Here is a 17,725-nt window from a genome sequence, read left to right as displayed (position 1 = left end):
GTATGGCGCATTAGCGGCTCTAAAGTGCGCTTTTCAATGGCCATGAAGGTTGCAAATCGTGCCACATATCGGCACACTTCAAGATATGCCAACTGTTCCGTTTTCACCCGCCGTGACGCCGATTGCTTTTGTGCAGGCAATTGCGCTGGCGTACGAACGCCGCGGCATGAGTCCGGAAAAAACGCTGGCACAGGCACAAATCCCGCCGTCAAAACTGCTTGATTCGTCATCATGCATCACCGCCTGGCAGATGGAGCGCGTCTCCGGTGCCGCCATGCTGGAGCTGGATGACGAGGCGTTGGGCTGGTTCCGCCGCCGCCTGCCCTGGGGTAGCTACGGCATGCTCGCGCGCGCCTCGCTCAGCGCGCCCGGTCTGGGCGTGGCGCTCCAGCGCTGGTGTCGCCACCACGGGCTGATTGCTGACGACATCACGCTCCAGCTGAGCACGGCGGACGATACGGTGCTGCTGTCGATCACCGAGCACCGCGCACTGGGGGCACTGCGCGAGTTCTGCCTGATTTCAGTGCTGCGCAACATCCTGGGCGTGGCCTGCTGGCTGATCGACTCGCGCATACCGTTGCTGGGTGCACAGTTTCCGTTTGCCGCCCCACAGCACCAGGACGCTTATGGCGTGCTGTTTTCCGGCCCGACCGCATTTGACACCGCACCGGCAGGCATTCGCTTTGACGCGCGCTACCTGGCGCTGGCGCTGCGGCGCGACGAATCGGCGCTGCAGCAAATGCTGCAGCGCGCCCTGCCGCTTACCGTGCTGCCCTACCGTCGCGACCGGCTGCTGGTGCAGCGCGTGCGCCAGACGCTGGCCAGCCATCCGGCGCAAAGCCACAATGCCGACGCGCTGGCAACGCTGCTCCACGTCTCGCCGCGCACGCTGCACCGGCAATTGAAGGAAGAAGGCGCCTCGCTGCAGGCGCTGAAAGACGAGGTGCGGCGCCAGCGTGCGCTTGAGCTGCTGTTGCGCACCAGCCGCCCCATCAAACAGGTCGCTGAAGCGGCGGGTTTTTTGAACGAAAAAAGCTTTATGCGCGCTTTTCGCGGCTGGACCGGCGTATCGCCGGCGGAATTCAGGCGCTCGGCCCGGCCCAGCCCCTGATGGCTTTTCAGCGCGTTTTTTTCGCGCAAGCCACCTACCTTCACTGTGCTGCACCGGCCATTCACACGTTCTGTGTACACTTTGGTGCATCACTACAGGGAAAACCCTTGGAATCCTTGTCTGACGCGGCCTGCAACAGGATGCCTTCGAAACGGGCAGACCCGCCGCTGGCGCACAGCCAGCAGCGGAACGCACCGGTCAAGCCGCAGTCAGCAGCCCCGGCAGGTCGACCATACGCTTGAACAACCGGCTGGCACCGGCCTGCAGCAGCGCACCGCCCTGCTCAGGCAGTGGGCAATAAGCCCACACCGTGGCGCCCGCCGCCACCCCGGCGGTAACGCCCGTGGGCGTGTCCTCGATTACCAGGCAGCGCGAACCCGCCGCGCCCAGATGCGCCGCAGCAGCCAGATAGACATCGGGCGCCGGTTTGGAGCGCGGCATTTCATGGCCACTGAAAATACGCCCCTCAAACCAGTCCATCAGCCCGACCTGCGCCAGCTGCATTTCCACCTTGAAGCGGTCCGCGCCTGAAGCGCAGGCATGCGCTCGGCCACATGGGAGTGGGCGGCCGCCACGGCCTCATGCGCACCGGCGATGGCCTTCAGCCGCGCCTGCAATTCGCGGTTGCGCCGCGCGTAGAACTCGGCCATCCAGTCCTCGGTCAGCGGCCGTCCGGTACTAGCCTCGATCAGGGAGCGCTCGTCGCGCACCGCTTTGCCAACGAAAACGCGCAGGCACTGCGCAGGCGTGAGCGGCCAGCCGCCTTCTTCCAGCATGTCGCGCAGCACGCCGTTGGTGATCGGTTCGCTATCCACCAGCACCCCATCACAATCAAACAGAATTGCATCAAACGTCATAACCACTCACTTTTTAATAGCAATAGAACTCCGTACTCATTGGACAAGAAGCCTTTTTTACCCTAAGACAGGGCCCCATTAAGGTAATACCAGCGTCCCTGTTCCCGCACGAAGCGGCTGCACTCATGAAGTCGAACCGCCCGGCCGCCCTCGCGGTAGCGCGCCACGAACTCCACCTCGGCGTTGTCGTCATCGAGCGTCGTGTACGCAAGCACCTCCAGTCCCAACCATTTCGCAGCGAAGTCCAATGCGAGGTTCGCAGGGCGGGTGCTCGCGTGCCAGGTCGCCAGCAGGTAATCACGACGGCCCAACACGAACGCGCTGTAACGCGAGCGCATCAACGTCTCGGCGTCAGCCGCTGACGTCGCAGCGCCCTCGTTCAGGTACGGGCCGCAACAGGCTGCAAAAGGCAGCCGCTGGTTTTTGCTTGCCTTGGTCGCCTTGATCGCCTTGGTCGCATTGGTCGCATTGATCGCATTGATCAAGGACCGGCCGCATGGGCAAGGCGCTGTCATGAGTCCGCGGCGCTACCGCCACCGGCCAGCCCCGCACCAATTACATCTATCCGGATATCGTTCATTGCACTGATTTTTACAGATTTCAGGTCCGGCAAACGCTTGCAGACTGCAACTGTGCCCGGACGGTCAGGCTGTTCATGCCGGAGGTTTACAACGGCAAAACCAAGAAATTTCTGCTTCACAACGCAAAACCGATCAAGCAGGTCGCTGCGGTTTCGGTTTTGGGGATGAGAAGTCCTTTGGGCGTTTCGTGACTGGTCAGAAATATCGTCGGGAGATTATCTAAGCGATCAACTGGGCTCGGACTGCTTTGAGCAGACCGGTAAGCCGAAACCCGGCTTCTCGATACCCCTCAGACTTCACGAGCGTTCATGTTCCAGGTTTACGGTCCAAACCGAGGTCGAACAGTGCAAGCTCGCGCATTTGATGGCCAAGCTGGAGGCATGCGCTGACAGTCTGAATGGCTTGGAATTTTAGTGGCGCCATTTGGCCGTCAATTATCAGGATGTCCGTGCCAGAGCGGAAGTTGGTTTTTCAACCAGATATGCAAGCCGAGCTCTGCTTTAAACCCAGCCCTGGCGCCAAAGCGTATCGTCCCGAAGCTCACGCCAGTCAATTTGGGTCACTGCTTTCGAATACACCGCTTCCAGCTCCACCCACTCAATCGCCACCTCGGGAAATTCCGGTGCCATCACCTTGGAGACCAGGAAATGCTTGTTCCTGGACACCGGCTTGACCGCAGTCCATTTGGTTAATAACAGCTTCTTGGGTTGAAAAAGGTTCATAAATTTTGGGGAAACGTTAAAAAAGCGTTCTGCCTGAGTGGTTCCAGCGTTACGGTTTCCGCCGCCTTGGCGAGGGTTGCTTCCAGATAAACCGGAGGCGCAACACCCGCAAGCAAGGCGTCTTTTCAGCGCAGCGCATCAACAGCAACGGTCTCCCGGCTTCAGTTCTGCAAACCAATACTGCGACCAGGGCGTGATCAGATCATTTCCGCAGCTGAGTGAAAACGCCAGAAACGTTCCCGTAGCGGGCGCGCACACACCATCGGTTCCGTGGTCCTGTTCATCGATCTGGCAGCAGCCATCCCGAAAGAATCTGGTCAACGGATCAAAAGAGCACGCTTGCAAAGCGCCACCCAGGACGTTCAATGCAGTCATGTCGATTCAATATCCTCAAATCCGGCTGCGAAATCCGGAAACGGGCAAAATTGCCGGAGGATTGATGCTGCCATAGCGCCAATATCAGCTTGGTTCTTGCGGACATTCAAACGAGCTAGCCAAACACCTACAGAGACCCAAATATGGAAGATGACAAACGCTGTTGTGGCAGCGGTACCTGCATCATTGATGCCCAGGGGCAATGCTGGTGCGGCCAACAGTGGGATGGAGAAAAAATGTGCCGGCCCAATCAGAACGTTGCGCCGCCCTCCACATCCCATTTGCTGCACAACCAATTGAACCAGAAATCAAAACCCCCATGACCGTGAAAGCAATTAAGAGCCCTGGCCAGTGGGCACAGGGCCTCGGCTACGGCGGCTTGATTCCGTTTGTAGGTCTCGCATTGGCTATCTGGTTGCAGGACGCGCCAGACCGTGCCCGCAGCCTTTCGGCCCTGCAGGGATACGGTGCCACCATCCTCAGTTTTCTGGGCGCCATCCACTGGGGCCTTGTGATGCGCGAAGCGTCCGGTCAGCCCACGGGTTGGCTGGTGTGGGGAGTGACTCCCGGTCTGGTTGCCTGGATTGCACTGCTACTCGACCCGGCAATCGGTTTGTGGGTGATCGCCGCCGGACTGTGGTCCTGTTTTGTGGTGGATCGGCTGGCATACCCCAAATTCGGCGTCCGCGCCTGGCTGCCTATGCGGCTGGTGCTCACCCTGGTTGCCAGTCTTTCCTGTATTGCGGGTGCGATGGGAGCGATGCAATGAATATGCTGCAACTGAATGCCGACTTTTCGCAGCGCTGCATCGTCGACAGCAACAGCCTGCCATGGCAGGCTTCGCCATCACCACGGGTGCATCGCCGTTTGCTTGAACGTATCGGCGGCGAAGTGGCGCGCGCAACCTCTGTGGTCCGCTACGCCGCTGGTGCCCGCTTTGATGCCCACAGCCACGACCTGGGCGAAGAAATCCTGGTGCTGGAAGGCATTTTGAGCGATGAATCGGGCATCTATGGCCCCGGCACCTACCTCAAGAACCCGCCGGGCTCTGCGCATGCGCCTTTTTCGGAAGATGGCTGCACCCTGTTCGTAAAACTGCGGCACTTGGACCCGCAGGATCAAATGCGCGTGGTCGTGCCGACCCGGCAAGCGCAGTGGCGCCAGGGTCTCGTGCCGGGGCTCACGGTATTGCCCCTGAATGAATTTGGCACCTGTCACACCGCTATGGTGCGGTGGGCGCCAGACACCTATTTCAACCCCCATCGGCATTACGGTGGCGAAGAAATTTTTGTGGTGGAAGGCGTCTTCTCGGATGAGCACGGCGACTACCCGCAAGGCAGCTGGCTGCGCAGCCCCCACCTGAGCCAGCACCAGCCATTCAGCCGCGAAGGCTGCTTGATACTGGTAAAAACGGGGCATCTTCTGGATGCGTAGCCTTGACGCAGCCATGCCACTCCTCACCGAAGCGGACATCTCCCGCATCGTGGAGATGGCCTGGGAGGACCGCACCACGTTCGAGGCCATTGAGGTGCAGTTCGGGTTGAATGAGTCGGCCGTCATTGCGCTCATGCGGCTTCAGATGAAGCCTTCCTCGTTCAGGATGTGGCGCAAACGGATGGCGGGCCGTGTGACCAAACATGCTGCGCTGCGCAATGTCGAGATGTTGCGCCACCGCGCAACCCACACGCGACAGTAGCCGTATCTGCCTCAATGTTGCAGCAACGTGCTTTGATTTGGTTTAAGCGGGATCTGCGTATGCACGACCATGCGCCGTTGGTCGCGGCACAGGCCCACGTCGATGCGCTGGCGCTGTTTGTCATCGAACCCGAATGGCTGCAAAGCCCGGACTGCGACGCCAGCCATGTGGACTTTGCGCTGGGTTGTCTGAACGAACTGCGCGCCGCCTTGGCGTTGCGGGGCATGCCGCTGCTGGTGAGGGTGGGTTCTGCCGTGCCGGTGCTGGCACAACTGCACGCGGAGTTTGGATTCGCCCATCTGCTAAGCCACGAAGAGACCGGCCCTGGCTGGTCGTATAAGCGTGACGTCCAGGTGGGCGCGTGGTGCACGTCGCATCAAGTCGCATGGCAGGAATTTACCCAGACCGGTGTGGTGCGCCGCTTGCGCAGCCGTTCCGGTTGGGCCGGGCGCTGGCAGGCGCGCATGGATGCGCCCTTGCAATTGCTGGACGGCGGATTCAACGCCGCCGCGCCAATAGACCAACCCGACCTGCCTACGCTCGCCAGCCTGGGCCTGGCTTCACACGGCAAAATCTTGCAAGCGTCGGGTGAAAAAGCGGCGCGGTGCACGCTTCAATCATTTTTGCAGCAACGCGCCTACGATTACCGCAAGGCACTCTCCAGCCCCCTCCCCGCCGAGGAAAGCTGTAGTCGCTTGAGTCCGCACCTGGCTTTTGGAACGCTGTCGATGCGCACGGTGCACCAGGCCACCGAGGTCGCCATTGCCAACACGCCCGACCGTGCCATGGCCTTCGCGTTGCGTGCCTTCGCAGGGAGGCTGCGCTGGCACTGCCACTTCATGCAAAAGCTGGAAGACGAGCCAGACATTGAATTTCACAACTTTGCGCGAGTCTGCGATGGCCTGCGGGAAGACGACTTTAACGACGCCCACTTTGCCGCCTGGTGCGAAGGCCGGACCGGCTACCCTATGGTGGATGCGTGCATGCGCTCACTGGTTGCAACCGGTTGGCTCAACTTTCGCATGCGGGCCATGCTGGTGAGTTTTGCCAGCTACCACCTGTGGCTGCACTGGCGTCAGCCAGGTTTATTTTTGGCACGCCAATTTCTGGACTTTGAGCCCGGCATCCACTGGAGCCAGATGCAGATGCAAAGCGGCACCACCGGCATCAACACGCTGCGCATGTATTCCCCCATAAAGCAGGCCCAAGACCAGGACCCCGAGGGCTTGTTTATTCGCCGCTGGGTGCCCGAGCTGGCGCGGGTTCCACTGCCCTATTTGGCGGAGCCCTGGAAAATGGACATTAGCGTGCAGCGCATGGCGGCTTGTCTGATTGGGCGCGACTACCCCACGCCCATTGTGGATGACAAGGTGGCGATAAAGGTCGCCAAGGACCGTATGTATGGATTGCGGCAAAGCCAGGAAGCGCGTGAGGAAGCGGGAGCCGTTCAGGCCCGCCATGGTTCGCGAAAAAGCGGCCTGCCTTCGTCCGGGGAGCGGCGTAAAGCTTCCGCCAAGCGCGCCGCCAAGGCGCTTGCGCCACCAACTTCGCAACGCGATCTTTTCTATTGAAGCTCACGATGAAAAACGATTTCAAAGGCAACAAACAATCCCTGCCCAGCAAGCTGTGCGCGGTGTGTGGCCGCAGCATGACCTGGCGCAAAGCCTGGGCCAAGAACTGGGACTCGGTGTTGTACTGCTCGGACGCCTGCCGGGCTAAAAAAAACGAAAAGGTCAAACATGGCTAAAGCCAAAGCAAGTTCCACGTCGCTTCCTGCCAAGGTGCGCCATCTCGTCATTGTTTTGGGTGACCAGCTCGATGAGCAGTCCGCCGCGTTAAAGGACTTTGACGCGTCGCAAGATGTCGTCTGGATGGCCGAGGTGGCAGAGGAATCCACCCACGTCTGGTCAGCCAAGCAACGCATTGCGGTGTTTTTGAGCGCCATGCGTCACTTTGCCGAACACCTGCGCACGCAAAAAATGCCGGTGCACTACACCCGGCTGGACGATGCGGGCAACCTGGGCTCACTGCCCCTGGAACTTGGCAAGGCAATAGCACAGCTGCAACCGGCAGCACTGATCCTTGCGGCTCCGGGCGACTGGCGCGTGCTGCAAAGCGTGCGGGCCGTGGCAACGCAGCACCAACTGGCTTTGGACTTGCGCGACGACACCCATTTTTTCAGCACCGTGCGCGAGTTCGCGGCGCACGCAAAAGACCGCAAGCAACTGCGTCTGGAGTACTGGTACCGGGAACTGCGACGCGAACACGGCATCCTGATGGAAGGCAAAGAGCCGGTGGGCGGAAAATGGAACTTCGATGCCGACAACCGCGAATCTTTTGGCAAGGCGGGGCCGCAGAACGTGCCGCCCCCCACCCGTTTTGCGCCGGATGCCACCACGCAGGAAGTGATTGCGCTGGTCAACACCAAATTCGCCAACCACCCGGGAACGCTGCACAGCTTTGGCTGGCCGGTCACCCGCGTCCAGGCCTTGAAGTCCCTGCAAACCTTCATTGCACAACGCTTGCCGCTCTTTGGCCAGTATGAAGACGCTATGTGGTCGGGCGAGGCGTGGCTCTACCACTCCCACCTGAGCTGCGCGCTCAACCTCAAGCTCTTGAACCCGCGCGAGGTGGTTCAGGCCGCCGAAGAAGCCTATAGGGCGGGCGACGCGCCGCTGGCGGCGGTGGAAGGCTTTGTCCGGCAAATTCTGGGCTGGCGCGAGTTTGTACGCGGAATTTACTGGACGCAGATGCCCAGCTACCTGGAACACAATGCGCTGAATGCACAAGCTGCGCTGCCCGCGTGGTACTGGACCGGCGACACGGAGATGGCCTGCTTGAAAGATGCCATTACCCAAACCCTGGAACACGGCTACGCCCACCACATTCAGCGGCTGATGGTGACCGGGCTGTATGCCCTGCTGCTGGGCGTGAAGCCGCAGGCGGTGCATGCCTGGTACCTCAGTGTCTATGTCGATGCCGTCGAGTGGGTGGAGCTTCCCAACACCCTGGGCATGAGCCAGTTTGGCGATGGCGGGCTGATGGCCAGCAAGCCCTATGTGGCCAGCGGAAAATACATCCAGCGCATGAGCAACCACTGCAAGGGCTGCCAGTACGACCCGGCGCAATCCAGCGGCGCAACCGCCTGCCCCTACACCACGCTGTACTGGGACTTTTTGATTCGACACGAAAGCATGCTTAAAAAAAACCCGCGCATGGCCATGCAGCTCAAAAATCTGGCGCGGCTGGAGGGTCCGGCGCGCGACGCCATCACCACCCAAGCGACCGCACACCGCCATGCCCAACTTTGAACCCACCCGGCAGGCCGCCCAAGCGCGCCTGGCGGCGGTGCAACCAGATGACTATGCCCGCACCCGCAATGCGCTCAATGGCGCAGTCACCAGGCTGTCGCCCTACCTGACCCACGGTTTTCTAAGCTTGCCCGAGGTGTTTGCCGCCGTACATGCGCGCCATCCGCTGCACGCCCAACACAAGTTCGTGTTTGAACTGGGCTGGCGCGCCTACTTTCGGCATGTGTGGGCGCGGCTGGGCGACGGCATCCACCAATCGCTGCACCCCGGGCTGCTGCCCGACGATGCCTACCAATACAAAATGCCCGTCGATGTGCTTGAGGCTCGCACAGGTATTCCCGCCATCGATCTGGCGGTACGCGAGCTGTATGCCACGGGCTATGTGCACAACCATGCCCGCATGTGGCTGGCCAGCTACTTGGTGCACCTGCGCAAGGTGCACTGGCATACCGGCGGTCAGTGGATGCTGGGCCACCTGCTTGATGGCGATGTCGCCAGCAACTATCTGAGCTGGCAGTGGGTGGCCGGCACCGGCAGCAGTAAACCTTATCTGTTCAATGCCGGAAATGTGGCCAAGTTCGCGCCCTCTGACTGGCATAGCCCGGGGTCCGTGCTGGACACCAGCTACGAAACCATGGACCGGTTTGCCCGTGACACCCGACCCATTATCAGCAAGCAAGATGCACGTCATGTAGGTTCGGGAATGGACGAGCCTGCCCGCCGGGTGACGCCGCCGCCTGAGACAGGGTGGTCTCCACCCGACAGCGCTATAGTGTCCGGTCGCGATGTCTGGCTGCTACACCCCTGGTCACTGGACGTTGCCCCAGGCCACCTGCCAGTGGATGCACTGCGCATCGGTGTGGGCTTTGACGCCTGCCATGCCGCCACACCCTGGAGCGAACGCCGCTGGAACTTTGTCACCCAGGGTTTGCGGACTCAAACAGAAAATCTTTGGTGGGGCAGCGTCGACCACATGGCACTCGCGCTACAAACCGCCCGCTCGGTGCAATGGCAGTCAGACCCCCATGTGGATCCTGCGTTTGAACAGCTTCACAACCAGTTGAGTGTCGCAGGGCTTATATCTGTAGCACCCTCCAAGCCGCTTTGCTTGTTTGACCCCGTCGATGTGTACTGCCGAAGCTTTTCTGATTGGTGGAAACGAACACAGATAAGCAGGGCGCCCGACACCAGAAATTTTTGAGTGCGGGAGTCTGGTCGTGCAACGATCAACTCCTTGGAAACTGCGTATGCTGAAAGGAGTGACAGACACCGGGAATTAGCAACTTTTTGAATGCCCGCCAGGGAGCGGGGGGTTTTACGTCGTTCGCGACCGAATCGGGTCGGGTCGGCTATCGTTGCTGATGTTTTTCTCTGGAATATCGGCTTGCAATCTGCACCAGACATCCAGCGCGAGCTTCGAGCGCAACACCTCGTGCCGACGGCTATGCGCCAATACAAGGTACCCATCCCGAGTTCCCCAACTGAAAAGACTAGCTACAGTCGGTCCGAGGCAAACACGTACGCACTACGCCATTCGGACGACCCGTGAATTTTGCGACGGTTCTCACAACACCGCGAATCGGGTTGGGCTTGCGTATCAAGCCTTCGTTACGGCGCCAGCGCAGCAAACACTCCTTATTCGATCAGCCGGCAATCGCCTCCGCCACAGGCGCAGCCAAGCCGATACGGTCCAGCGCCGTCGCCAGCTGCCCCACGGTGCGATCCACCTGATGCCACTTCTCCAGCCCGAACAGCCCGACGCGAAAGCTCATGAAATCCGCGCCTTCGTCGCACTGCAGCGGCACGCCCGCGGCTGTCTGCAGGCCTTCGGCCAGAAATTTCTTGCCGGACTGAATCTCGGGGTCAGTGGTGTAGCTGACCACCACGCCGGGCGCCTTGAAACCAACGGCTGCAACACTCGGCAGACCGCGGCTTTCGAACAGGGCGCGCACCTTGCTGCCCAATGCAACTTGTTCTGCCTTCACCTTGGCAAAACCGTAGGCTTTTGTTTCCTTCATGGCGGCGCAAAGGCGCGTCAGGGCGTCAGTCGGCAGGGTGGCGTGGTAGGCATGGCCGCCTTTTTCGTAGGTTTCCATGATCTGCAGCCACTTCTTTAAATCGCAGGCAAAACTGGAACTGGTGGTGCCCTCAATGGCCGCGCGAGCGCGCTCGCTGAGCATCACCATGGCGCAGCAGGGTGAACTGCTCCAGCCTTTTTGCGGCGCGGAAATCAGCACATCCACATCCGTAGCCTGCATGTCGACCCACATCGCGCCCGAGGCAATGCAGTCGAGCACAAAGAGACCGCCCGCTGCATGCACGGCGTCGGCCACGGCGCGCAAATAGCTGTCGGGCAGGATGATGCCGGAGGCGGTTTCCACATGCGGGGCAAAGACGACGGCGGGCCTTTCGCTGGCGATGGCGGCCCGCACTTCGGCAATGGGTGCGGGTGCCCAAGGCGCCTGGGCGCCGGAGCCGGTTTTGCGGGCCTTGAGCACCGTGGTCGATGCGGGGATGTGCCCCATGTCGAATATCTGCGACCAGCGGTAGCTGAACCAGCCGTTGCGGATGACCAGCACCGGCTTTTCCGTGGCAAACTGGTGCGCCACCGCTTCCATGCCGTAGGTGCCGCTGCCGAGCACCAACGCAACGGAATGCGCCTTGTACACGTCTTTCAGGATGCTGGAGATGTCGTTCATCACGCCCTGGAAGCTGCGCGACATGTGGTTGAGCGCGCGATCGGTGTAGACCACCGAGAACTCGAGCAGGCCGTCAGGGTCAACGTTGGGGAGTAGTCCGGGCATGGTGGGGTCTCGCTTTGGATAGATAGAAGTCGAAATATCAGCTTAGCATTGTGCGTGGCCGAAGGTAAACCGCTTACACCGGAGCCGGCAAGTTCATCCAGCCGCCGCACAGACCCGCAAAAACCGCTCGATCACCGGGTTGACCACCTCAGGGTGGGTGATCGGTCCCATATGACCGAGTTGCTCGAACGCCACAATTTCGACTCTCGGCAGTGCCTGGGTCAGCAACCGCGCCACACCGCGCGCGGCGTGGGTTGACTGCTCGCCCGTCATGTAGAGCACCGGCACGTTCAGCGAACGGAAGGCCACCAGCGGCGTGGGTTCAGTCCACAAGGCATGGGCCCAGCGGCGCACGTTGGCGACCGATGCGGCGATGGTCGGCTTGCGCGCCTCGGGCGTGCGCTCCCAGGCGCCCTCGCCCATCCAGTAATCGATAAAATGGCGCGCTGCCGAGCCGGAGTCTGCCGCATCCAGAGCGTCGCCAGAGCGCGCCACGGCTTGGCGGATGCCATCCGCCTCATTGGGAGGGGGCGACTCGGCGTCGAGCAGTGAACACAGGGTCGGCTCATACAGCGCAAGGGCGCTGATGCGGACGGGCGAGGTAAGTGCCGCCATCAGCGCAATGGCCGCGCCGTAGGAATGCCCGACCAGCATGCAGGGCGAGCCAGCGCGGGCCAGCACCGGCGCGATCAGCGCCACTTCATCACGCAGGCTGATGGTTCGGTCCGATGGCCAGGAAGGGCTCTTGCCAGCATCGTACGAGTCGGGCGCCAACACGTGAAAGCCGGGCGCCAGCTCGTCAATCAGCGCGCGCCACTGCCCCGAGGTACTGGCGTTGGAGTGCAGGCAGACGACGCCGGAGCCAGCGCCTGCTTCGCGGACAAAAGGTTCGGGTTGCATGGAGGCTTTTATACGCTCTGCTCCCATGTTGCGCAAGGTCGCCAGCTCAGTGCGCCGGGTCAAGAAACGGGGTGCCGGGCTCGCTCACGTAGAAGATGACCACCCGCAGGGGCTCGGTCGCGCTCCGGTTGTAGCCGGTCATTTTCACGCCGGGCGGCTCGACATAGGCCTGCCCCGTGCTGATGACGACGGGTTCCCTGCCTTCGAGGTCCAAAGTGAACTGGCCTTCGAGCACATACACCGTGACCGGGGAGCGGTGCGTATGAAACACGGTCTTGTCGCCCGGCTTGAACGACGCGGTCAGCACCCTGACCTCCTGTGTGTCCGACGTGGGCATCTGCTGGACGCTCTCCTTCAGGACCAGTTTCGGGGCCGCCTGGCCTGGCGCCTGCGCAAGGGCCGCCGGGCTGGAAACGGCGCTCAGCACGGCTGCCAGTAAGGAGGCCAAGTACACCTTGCGCGAGCGGCGTGAGGCTTGGGTTTGCGGTTTCATGACAGAACCTTTCATCAGCGTTGCAATACCTGCCAGTCTAGGCAGCCGTGCGCCAGCGCGCCAGCCGCAAATTTGCATAATGGGGCCGCAACAATAGGGAGTTGGTCATGTTCGACTGGGACGATCTCAGGCACTTTCTGGCCGTGGCGCGCCACGGCAGCAGCACGGCGGCCGCCCGGGCCATGCACGTCGACCAGTCGACCGTGCAGCGGCGCCGGGCCGGGCTGGCGCGGCGCATCGGCCAGAGCCTGGTCGAGCGGCACGCCACCGGCTACCGGCTGACAGCCTACGGCCAGGCGCTGCTGCCCCACGCCGAGCGGGTTGGGCAGGAGATGGCGCTGCTGGAGCGCTTTGTGCAATCGTCTGCGCGCGAGCTCAATGGCGTGATCCGGCTCACCTGCCCCGAGCCGATCGTGATGCGCATCAGCCAGTCGCCGCTGCTGGAGCGGCTGGCCGCGTGCCACCCGGGCCTGCACGTCGAGTTTGTGATGAGCGACCACTACGTGGACCTGAACAAGGGCGAGGCGGATGTGGCGCTGCGCTCTGGCGACACGGTGGACAATCTGCTGGTCGGCCGCAAGATTGCCGACTCCCTGTGGGCGGTATACGGCGGGCGCGGCTATCTGGCGTTGCACGGCAGCCCGCAAAGCCTGCAGGAGCTGGCGCAGCACACCTGGGTCGGCTTCGACGAAACCATGGCCAGCCACCGCGCCACCCAGTGGCTGCGGCAGGTTGCGCCGGAAGCCAGAATCGTGGCCACCAGTGGCAGCGTGCTGGGAACGGTTCATTTTGCCAAAGCCAACCTGGGGCTTGCGACGCTGCCCACGGCGCTGGGTGACGCCGAGCCCGACCTGGTGCGGGTGCTGGGGCCAGTGGCCGAGTTGACGCGCATTTGGCGCATGCTGACCACCCGCCAGCTCAGGCGTACGCCCCGGGTGTCGGCGTTTTTTGGGTTCATGGCGCAGGAGCTGCAGACGCTGCGACCCATCCTGACGGGCTGACGCATGCAAGCGCCCGGCAGCAGCCCCAGTCGGGTGTTACCCAGAACCCGGAACGCTCCTTTTTTTATAGCAAACTATAGCCATAAAACATGGACCATGAGCCATTTATGCCAAAAAACCGTCTTTACTGGGGCAAACCGCCCCTTCTACTGATACGCAAGGCAACTGAGCAAGCCGCAGCGGGTTTTGGGCCCGGACCGGGGAAGCTCAGGCTTTTTTAGCCTTGCGTTCTTCCAGCGTTTCGGTCGGTGCACCCTGCTTTTGCCACTCGGCATAGCCGCCGTCGATATGGGCAACATTGCGCATGCCCATGTCCTGCAGCGTTTTCGTGGCTAGCGCGCTACGCCAGCCGGCGCCGCAAAACAGGATGAATTCCCTGGATTCGTCGGCAAAAATCGGCTTGAAATAGGGCGAGGCTGGATCGACCCAGAACTCCAGCATGCCGCGCGGCGCCAGGAAAGCACCGGGCACCGTGCCTTCGCGTTCCAGTTCGCGCACGTCGCGGATGTCGACGATCTGTACCTTCGGGTCGGCCAGCCGGGCTTTCACCAACTCGACCGAATAAGTTTTGATCTGCTCCATCGCCTCATCGACGAGGGCCTGGAAACCTTTGGTAATGGGCATGAATGTCTCCTTGAATCAATGGATGAAAAAGATGACCTCAAGCCAGCGCGCGCTGAATGATGATCTTCTGCACGTCACTCGTGCCTTCGTAAATCTGGCAGACGCGCACGTCGCGGTAGATGCGCTCGACCGGGAAGTCGCTCACATAACCATAGCCGCCCAGCGTCTGGATGGCGGCGCTGCAGACTTCCTCGGCCATTTCACTGGCGAACAATTTGGCCATCGCCGCTTCCTTCAGGCAGGGTCGGCCGGCGTCGCGCAGGCTGGCGGCGTGCCAGATGAGTTGGCGGGCCGCTTCAAGCTTGGTCGCGCATTCGGCCAGCCGGAAACCCACCGCCTGGTGGTTGAAGATGGCGGTGCCGAAACTTTGGCGGTCTTTGGCATAGCTCAGCGCCACGTCGAACGCGCTGCGCGCCATGCCGACGCTTTGCGCGGCAATACCGATGCGGCCGCCCTCCAGCCCGCCCAGGGCAATCTTGTAACCTTCGCCCTCGGCACCGATCAGGTTCTCGACCGGGATGCGGCAGTTGTCAAAGTTGACCTGCGCGGTGTCGCTCGAATGCTGGCCCAGCTTGTCTTCCAGCCGCGCGGCCGAATAGCCGGGGGCATCGGTCGGTACGATGAAGGCGCTCATGCCTTTTTTGCCGGCGCCCTTGTCGGTGACGGCAATGACGATGGCGACCTGGCCATTCTTGCCGCTGGTGATGAACTGCTTGACGCCGTTCAGCACATAGGCATCGCCTTGTTTGACTGCCGTGGTGCGCAGCGACGAGGCATCGCTGCCGGTGTGCGGCTCGGTCAGGCAGAACGCGCCCAGCATGTCGCCCTGCGCCAGCGGTATCAGCCACTTCTTTTTCTGTGCCGGGTTGCCGTAGCGCATCAAAATGGCATTGACCGGGCAGTTGGTCACGCTGATGGCGGTGCTGGTGCCGCCGTCGCCGGCGGCGATTTCCTCCAGCACCAGCGCCAGCGTCACGTAGTCGAGGTTGGCGCCGCCAAACTCCTCGGGCACGCAAATGCCGTAGGCGCCCAGCGCCGCCAGCCCCTGGTGCGCCTCCTTGGGAAAATAGTGTTCCTTGTCCCAGCGCGCGGCATGGGGCCAGAGTTCAGCCTGCGCAAAGGCGCGCACCGCGTCGCGAACCTGTTCCTGGTCGTTATTGAGTATCAAATTGGCCTCCCGCGCAGAATTTACCTGCATATACAGCTATTTTTTTCATAGCACCTCGATGGCCAGCGCCGTCGCTTCGCCGCCACCGATGCACAGCGTGGCGACACCCTTTTTAAGGCCGCGGGCCTTCAGCGCATGAATCAGTGTGACGATGATGCGGGCGCCGCTCGCGCCGATCGGGTGGCCCAGCGCGCAGGCGCCGCCGTTGACGTTGACGATGTCGTGGCTGATGTCCAGCTCCTTCATCGCCGCCATCGGCACCACGGCAAAGGCTTCGTTGATTTCCCACAAATCCACGCCTTTCACATCCCAGCCGATTTTCTTCAACAGCTTTTGCACCGCGCCGACCGGGGCGGTCGAGAACCATTCCGGCGCCTGGGAAAACGTTGCGTGGCCGACGATGCGGGCGAGTGGCGCAGCACCCAGTTCCTTGGCGGTCGACTCCCGGCTCAGTACCAACGCAGCGGCACCGTCGCTGATCGACGAGCTGGAAGCGGCGGTGATGGTGCCGTCTTTCTTGAAGGCGGGTTTGAGCGAGGGAATCTTGTCGAGCTTGACTTTGCCCGGGCCTTCGTCGCTGCTGATGACGGTGTCGCCGGACCGGCCCTTGATGGTGACGGGCGTGATTTCGGCGGCGAAGGCGCCGGACGCCATTGCTGTCTTGGCGCGCTGCACGCTGGCGGTGGCAAAGGCGTCCTGCTCCTCGCGGGTGAAGCCGTATTTGGCGGCGCAGTCTTCCCCAAAGGTGCCCATGGAGCGGCCGGGCTCGTAAGCGTCTTCCAGGCCGTCGAGCATCATGTGGTCAAAAATGCGGTCGTGGCCGATGCGCATGCCGCCACGCGCCTTGGGGAGCAGGTAGGGCGCGTTGGTCATGCTTTCCATGCCCCCGGCCACCATCACGTCGCGGCTGCCGGCCACCAGCTGGTCATGCGCCAGCAGCGTGGCTTGCATGCCGGAGCCGCACATCTTGGACAGCGTGACAGCGCCGGTGCTGGCCGGCAGACCGCCCTTGAAACCAGCCTGGCGGGCCGGCGCCTGGCCCTGGCCGGCCATCAGGCAATTACCGAATAGCACTTCGTCGATCTTTTCAGGCGCAATGCCCGAACGCTCGACAGCGGCCCTGATCGCGGCGCCGCCCAGGTCGTTAGCCGAAAGGCTGGCGAATTCGCCCTGAAATGCGCCCATGGGAGTGCGGGCTGCGCCGAGGATGACGATCGGATCAAGCATGGGTTTGCTCCTGGAAAAATAGGGATCGAAATAAATTGCGTGGATTGCGAAGCCTCACTCGGCATGTGCCTCAGCATGCATGACGGCGAAGCGTTTATGTCGCTCGTAAGGAAACACGTCGTAGACATGACCGGCCTGAATCCGCGCCTGGTGGCTCTGCCAGAAAGCCGCATCGAGCAGGTCGCCGTGGTGCTTCATGAAAACTTCCCGCACCGCGTCATTGCCGAGCAGGAAAGGGCCGAATGTTTCAGGAAACACGTCCTTGGGTCCGACCGAATACCAGACCTCACCGCTCATTTCTTCTTCTTCGTTGCGCGCAATCGGAACCTTGCGGAACTTGCAGTCGGTGATGTATTCGATCTCGTCGTAATCGTAAAAAACGACCTTGCCGTGACGCGTGATGCCGAAGTTTTTCCAGAGCATGTCACCCGGAAAGATGTTGGCTGCCACCAGGTCCTTGATGGCGTTACCGTATTCGATCACGGCGCGCTCGATCTGCGTCTTGGCAGCGGGTTCGGCCAGACCCAGATCAAACGCTTCCTGCAGGTAAATATTGAGCGGGATCATGCGCCGCTCGATATACACATGCTTGACGATCACTTCCAGCTGGCCGTCGCCGTCGCGGTCACTGATCTCGAGCTGGCTGGGCGCGAATTTCTCGATCTCGGCAATCAGTTCGTCATCAAAGCGAGCGCGCGGAAACGCCACCTCGCTGTACTCCTGCGTGTCGGCCATGCGGCCCACGCGGTCATGTTGCTTGACCAGCAGGTATTTGCCCTTGATCTGCTCACGCGTGGTGTCTTTTTGCGGCGGGTAGTAGTCTTTGATGACCTTGAACACATAGGGAAAGGACGG

General features: G+C 61.5%; 20 protein-coding genes and 1 pseudogene. 9 read left to right on the top strand and 12 right to left on the bottom strand.

The window, feature by feature from the left end:
- The first annotated feature begins 85 nt into the window (after positions 1 to 85).
- Complete coding sequence (locus HHJ19_RS09730) at positions 86 to 1,111, top strand: AraC family transcriptional regulator (protein ID WP_296906544.1); 1,026 nt, start codon at positions 86 to 88, stop codon at positions 1,109 to 1,111.
- A gap of 198 nt (positions 1,112 to 1,309) precedes the next feature.
- Here the strand turns inward: HHJ19_RS09730 and HHJ19_RS09725 are convergent.
- The 5 genes and pseudogenes from HHJ19_RS09725 to HHJ19_RS09705 all read right to left on the bottom strand — a co-directional run bounded on the left by HHJ19_RS09725 (position 1,310) and on the right by HHJ19_RS09705 (position 3,864).
- Positions 1,310 to 1,968 (bottom strand): annotated as a pseudogene (locus HHJ19_RS09725) (HAD family phosphatase).
- A gap of 62 nt (positions 1,969 to 2,030) precedes the next feature.
- The gene (locus HHJ19_RS09720) at positions 2,031 to 2,414 is read right to left on the bottom strand and encodes a YchJ family metal-binding protein (protein WP_296906548.1); all 384 of its coding nucleotides are present in this window, start codon (positions 2,412 to 2,414) and stop codon (positions 2,031 to 2,033) included.
- 635 nt (positions 2,415 to 3,049) lie between these two features.
- On the bottom strand, positions 3,050 to 3,271 hold the full coding sequence (locus tag HHJ19_RS09715) for a TIGR02450 family Trp-rich protein (protein WP_296906541.1): 222 nt from the start codon (positions 3,269 to 3,271) through the stop codon (positions 3,050 to 3,052).
- Positions 3,272 to 3,409: 138 nt separating this feature from the next.
- Positions 3,410 to 3,646 carry a DUF2237 family protein gene (locus tag HHJ19_RS18040; RefSeq protein ID WP_366929399.1) on the bottom strand — a complete coding sequence of 79 codons (237 nt, stop codon included), beginning with the start codon at positions 3,644 to 3,646 and terminating at the stop codon, positions 3,410 to 3,412.
- Positions 3,643 to 3,864: a hypothetical protein gene (locus HHJ19_RS09705; RefSeq protein ID WP_296906536.1), complete on the bottom strand. Its 222-nt coding sequence runs from the start codon at positions 3,862 to 3,864 to the stop codon at positions 3,643 to 3,645. The genes HHJ19_RS18040 and HHJ19_RS09705 overlap by 4 nt, the downstream gene beginning before the upstream one ends.
- 101 nt (positions 3,865 to 3,965) lie before the next feature.
- Between HHJ19_RS09705 and HHJ19_RS09700 the strand changes: the two genes are divergently transcribed.
- Genes HHJ19_RS09700 through HHJ19_RS09670 form a run of 7 tightly spaced genes read left to right on the top strand, consistent with a single transcriptional unit; the run spans position 3,966 to position 9,854 of the window.
- A complete protein-coding gene (locus HHJ19_RS09700) occupies positions 3,966 to 4,415 on the top strand; it encodes a DUF3429 domain-containing protein (protein WP_296906533.1) in 450 nt (149 codons plus the stop codon).
- 5 nt (positions 4,416 to 4,420) lie between these two features.
- Complete coding sequence (locus HHJ19_RS09695; RefSeq protein ID WP_296906545.1) at positions 4,421 to 5,080, top strand: cupin domain-containing protein; 660 nt, start codon at positions 4,421 to 4,423, stop codon at positions 5,078 to 5,080.
- Positions 5,081 to 5,093: 13 nt separating this feature from the next.
- The gene (locus HHJ19_RS09690) at positions 5,094 to 5,342 is read left to right on the top strand and encodes a TIGR03643 family protein (RefSeq protein WP_296906530.1); all 249 of its coding nucleotides are present in this window, start codon (positions 5,094 to 5,096) and stop codon (positions 5,340 to 5,342) included.
- A 14-nt stretch (positions 5,343 to 5,356) separates the two neighbouring features.
- Positions 5,357 to 6,913 carry a cryptochrome/deoxyribodipyrimidine photo-lyase family protein gene (locus HHJ19_RS09685; protein WP_296906527.1) on the top strand — a complete coding sequence of 519 codons (1,557 nt, stop codon included), beginning with the start codon at positions 5,357 to 5,359 and terminating at the stop codon, positions 6,911 to 6,913.
- A gap of 8 nt (positions 6,914 to 6,921) precedes the next feature.
- The gene (locus HHJ19_RS09680) at positions 6,922 to 7,089 is read left to right on the top strand and encodes a DUF2256 domain-containing protein (RefSeq protein ID WP_296906524.1); all 168 of its coding nucleotides are present in this window, start codon (positions 6,922 to 6,924) and stop codon (positions 7,087 to 7,089) included.
- Entirely contained in the window at positions 7,082 to 8,653 is a 1,572-nt protein-coding gene (locus HHJ19_RS09675; protein ID WP_296906521.1) for a cryptochrome/photolyase family protein, read from the top strand. Before HHJ19_RS09680 ends, HHJ19_RS09675 begins: the two co-directional genes overlap by 8 nt.
- A complete protein-coding gene (locus HHJ19_RS09670; RefSeq protein ID WP_296906519.1) occupies positions 8,640 to 9,854 on the top strand; it encodes an FAD-binding domain-containing protein in 1,215 nt (404 codons plus the stop codon). Before HHJ19_RS09675 ends, HHJ19_RS09670 begins: the two co-directional genes overlap by 14 nt.
- Positions 9,855 to 10,296: 442 nt before the next feature.
- On the opposite strand, the gene HHJ19_RS09665 is transcribed toward HHJ19_RS09670, so the two are convergent.
- From HHJ19_RS09665 to HHJ19_RS09655, 3 genes are all read right to left on the bottom strand, one after another.
- The gene (locus tag HHJ19_RS09665) at positions 10,297 to 11,457 is read right to left on the bottom strand and encodes an aminotransferase class V-fold PLP-dependent enzyme (protein WP_296906516.1); all 1,161 of its coding nucleotides are present in this window, start codon (positions 11,455 to 11,457) and stop codon (positions 10,297 to 10,299) included.
- Between the two features lie 93 nt (positions 11,458 to 11,550).
- Positions 11,551 to 12,420 (bottom strand): alpha/beta hydrolase, encoded by an 870-nt coding sequence (locus tag HHJ19_RS09660; RefSeq protein WP_296906513.1) that lies wholly within the window; start codon positions 12,418 to 12,420, stop codon positions 11,551 to 11,553.
- Positions 12,404 to 12,850: a cupin domain-containing protein gene (locus HHJ19_RS09655; protein WP_296906510.1), complete on the bottom strand. Its 447-nt coding sequence runs from the start codon at positions 12,848 to 12,850 to the stop codon at positions 12,404 to 12,406. The genes HHJ19_RS09660 and HHJ19_RS09655 overlap by 17 nt, the downstream gene beginning before the upstream one ends.
- 107 nt (positions 12,851 to 12,957) lie before the next feature.
- On the opposite strand from HHJ19_RS09655, the gene HHJ19_RS09650 reads away from it, so the two are divergent.
- Entirely contained in the window at positions 12,958 to 13,851 is an 894-nt protein-coding gene (locus HHJ19_RS09650; protein WP_296906507.1) for a LysR family transcriptional regulator, read from the top strand.
- A 207-nt stretch (positions 13,852 to 14,058) separates the two neighbouring features.
- On the opposite strand, the gene HHJ19_RS09645 is transcribed toward HHJ19_RS09650, so the two are convergent.
- The 4 genes from HHJ19_RS09645 to HHJ19_RS09630 form a co-directional block, all read right to left on the bottom strand.
- Complete coding sequence (locus HHJ19_RS09645; RefSeq protein WP_296906504.1) at positions 14,059 to 14,475, bottom strand: rhodanese-like domain-containing protein; 417 nt, start codon at positions 14,473 to 14,475, stop codon at positions 14,059 to 14,061.
- 37 nt (positions 14,476 to 14,512) lie between these two features.
- On the bottom strand, positions 14,513 to 15,643 hold the full coding sequence (locus HHJ19_RS09640) for an acyl-CoA dehydrogenase family protein (protein WP_296906501.1): 1,131 nt from the start codon (positions 15,641 to 15,643) through the stop codon (positions 14,513 to 14,515).
- 45 nt (positions 15,644 to 15,688) lie between these two features.
- Complete coding sequence (locus tag HHJ19_RS09635) at positions 15,689 to 16,870, bottom strand: acetyl-CoA C-acyltransferase (protein ID WP_296906499.1); 1,182 nt, start codon at positions 16,868 to 16,870, stop codon at positions 15,689 to 15,691.
- Between the two features lie 54 nt (positions 16,871 to 16,924).
- Positions 16,925 to 17,725, bottom strand: an 801-nt coding sequence (locus tag HHJ19_RS09630) for an isocitrate dehydrogenase kinase/phosphatase-domain containing protein (RefSeq protein ID WP_296906496.1), incomplete at its 5' end; no start/stop codon positions are given.

Origin of the sequence: Polaromonas sp. (assembly GCF_012927415.1) — a bacterium.
Lineage (GTDB): Bacteria > Pseudomonadota > Gammaproteobacteria > Burkholderiales > Burkholderiaceae_C > Polaromonas.
The sequence above is the reverse complement of the archived record's forward strand: the minus strand, read 5'-3'. Positions and strand labels throughout refer to the sequence as shown.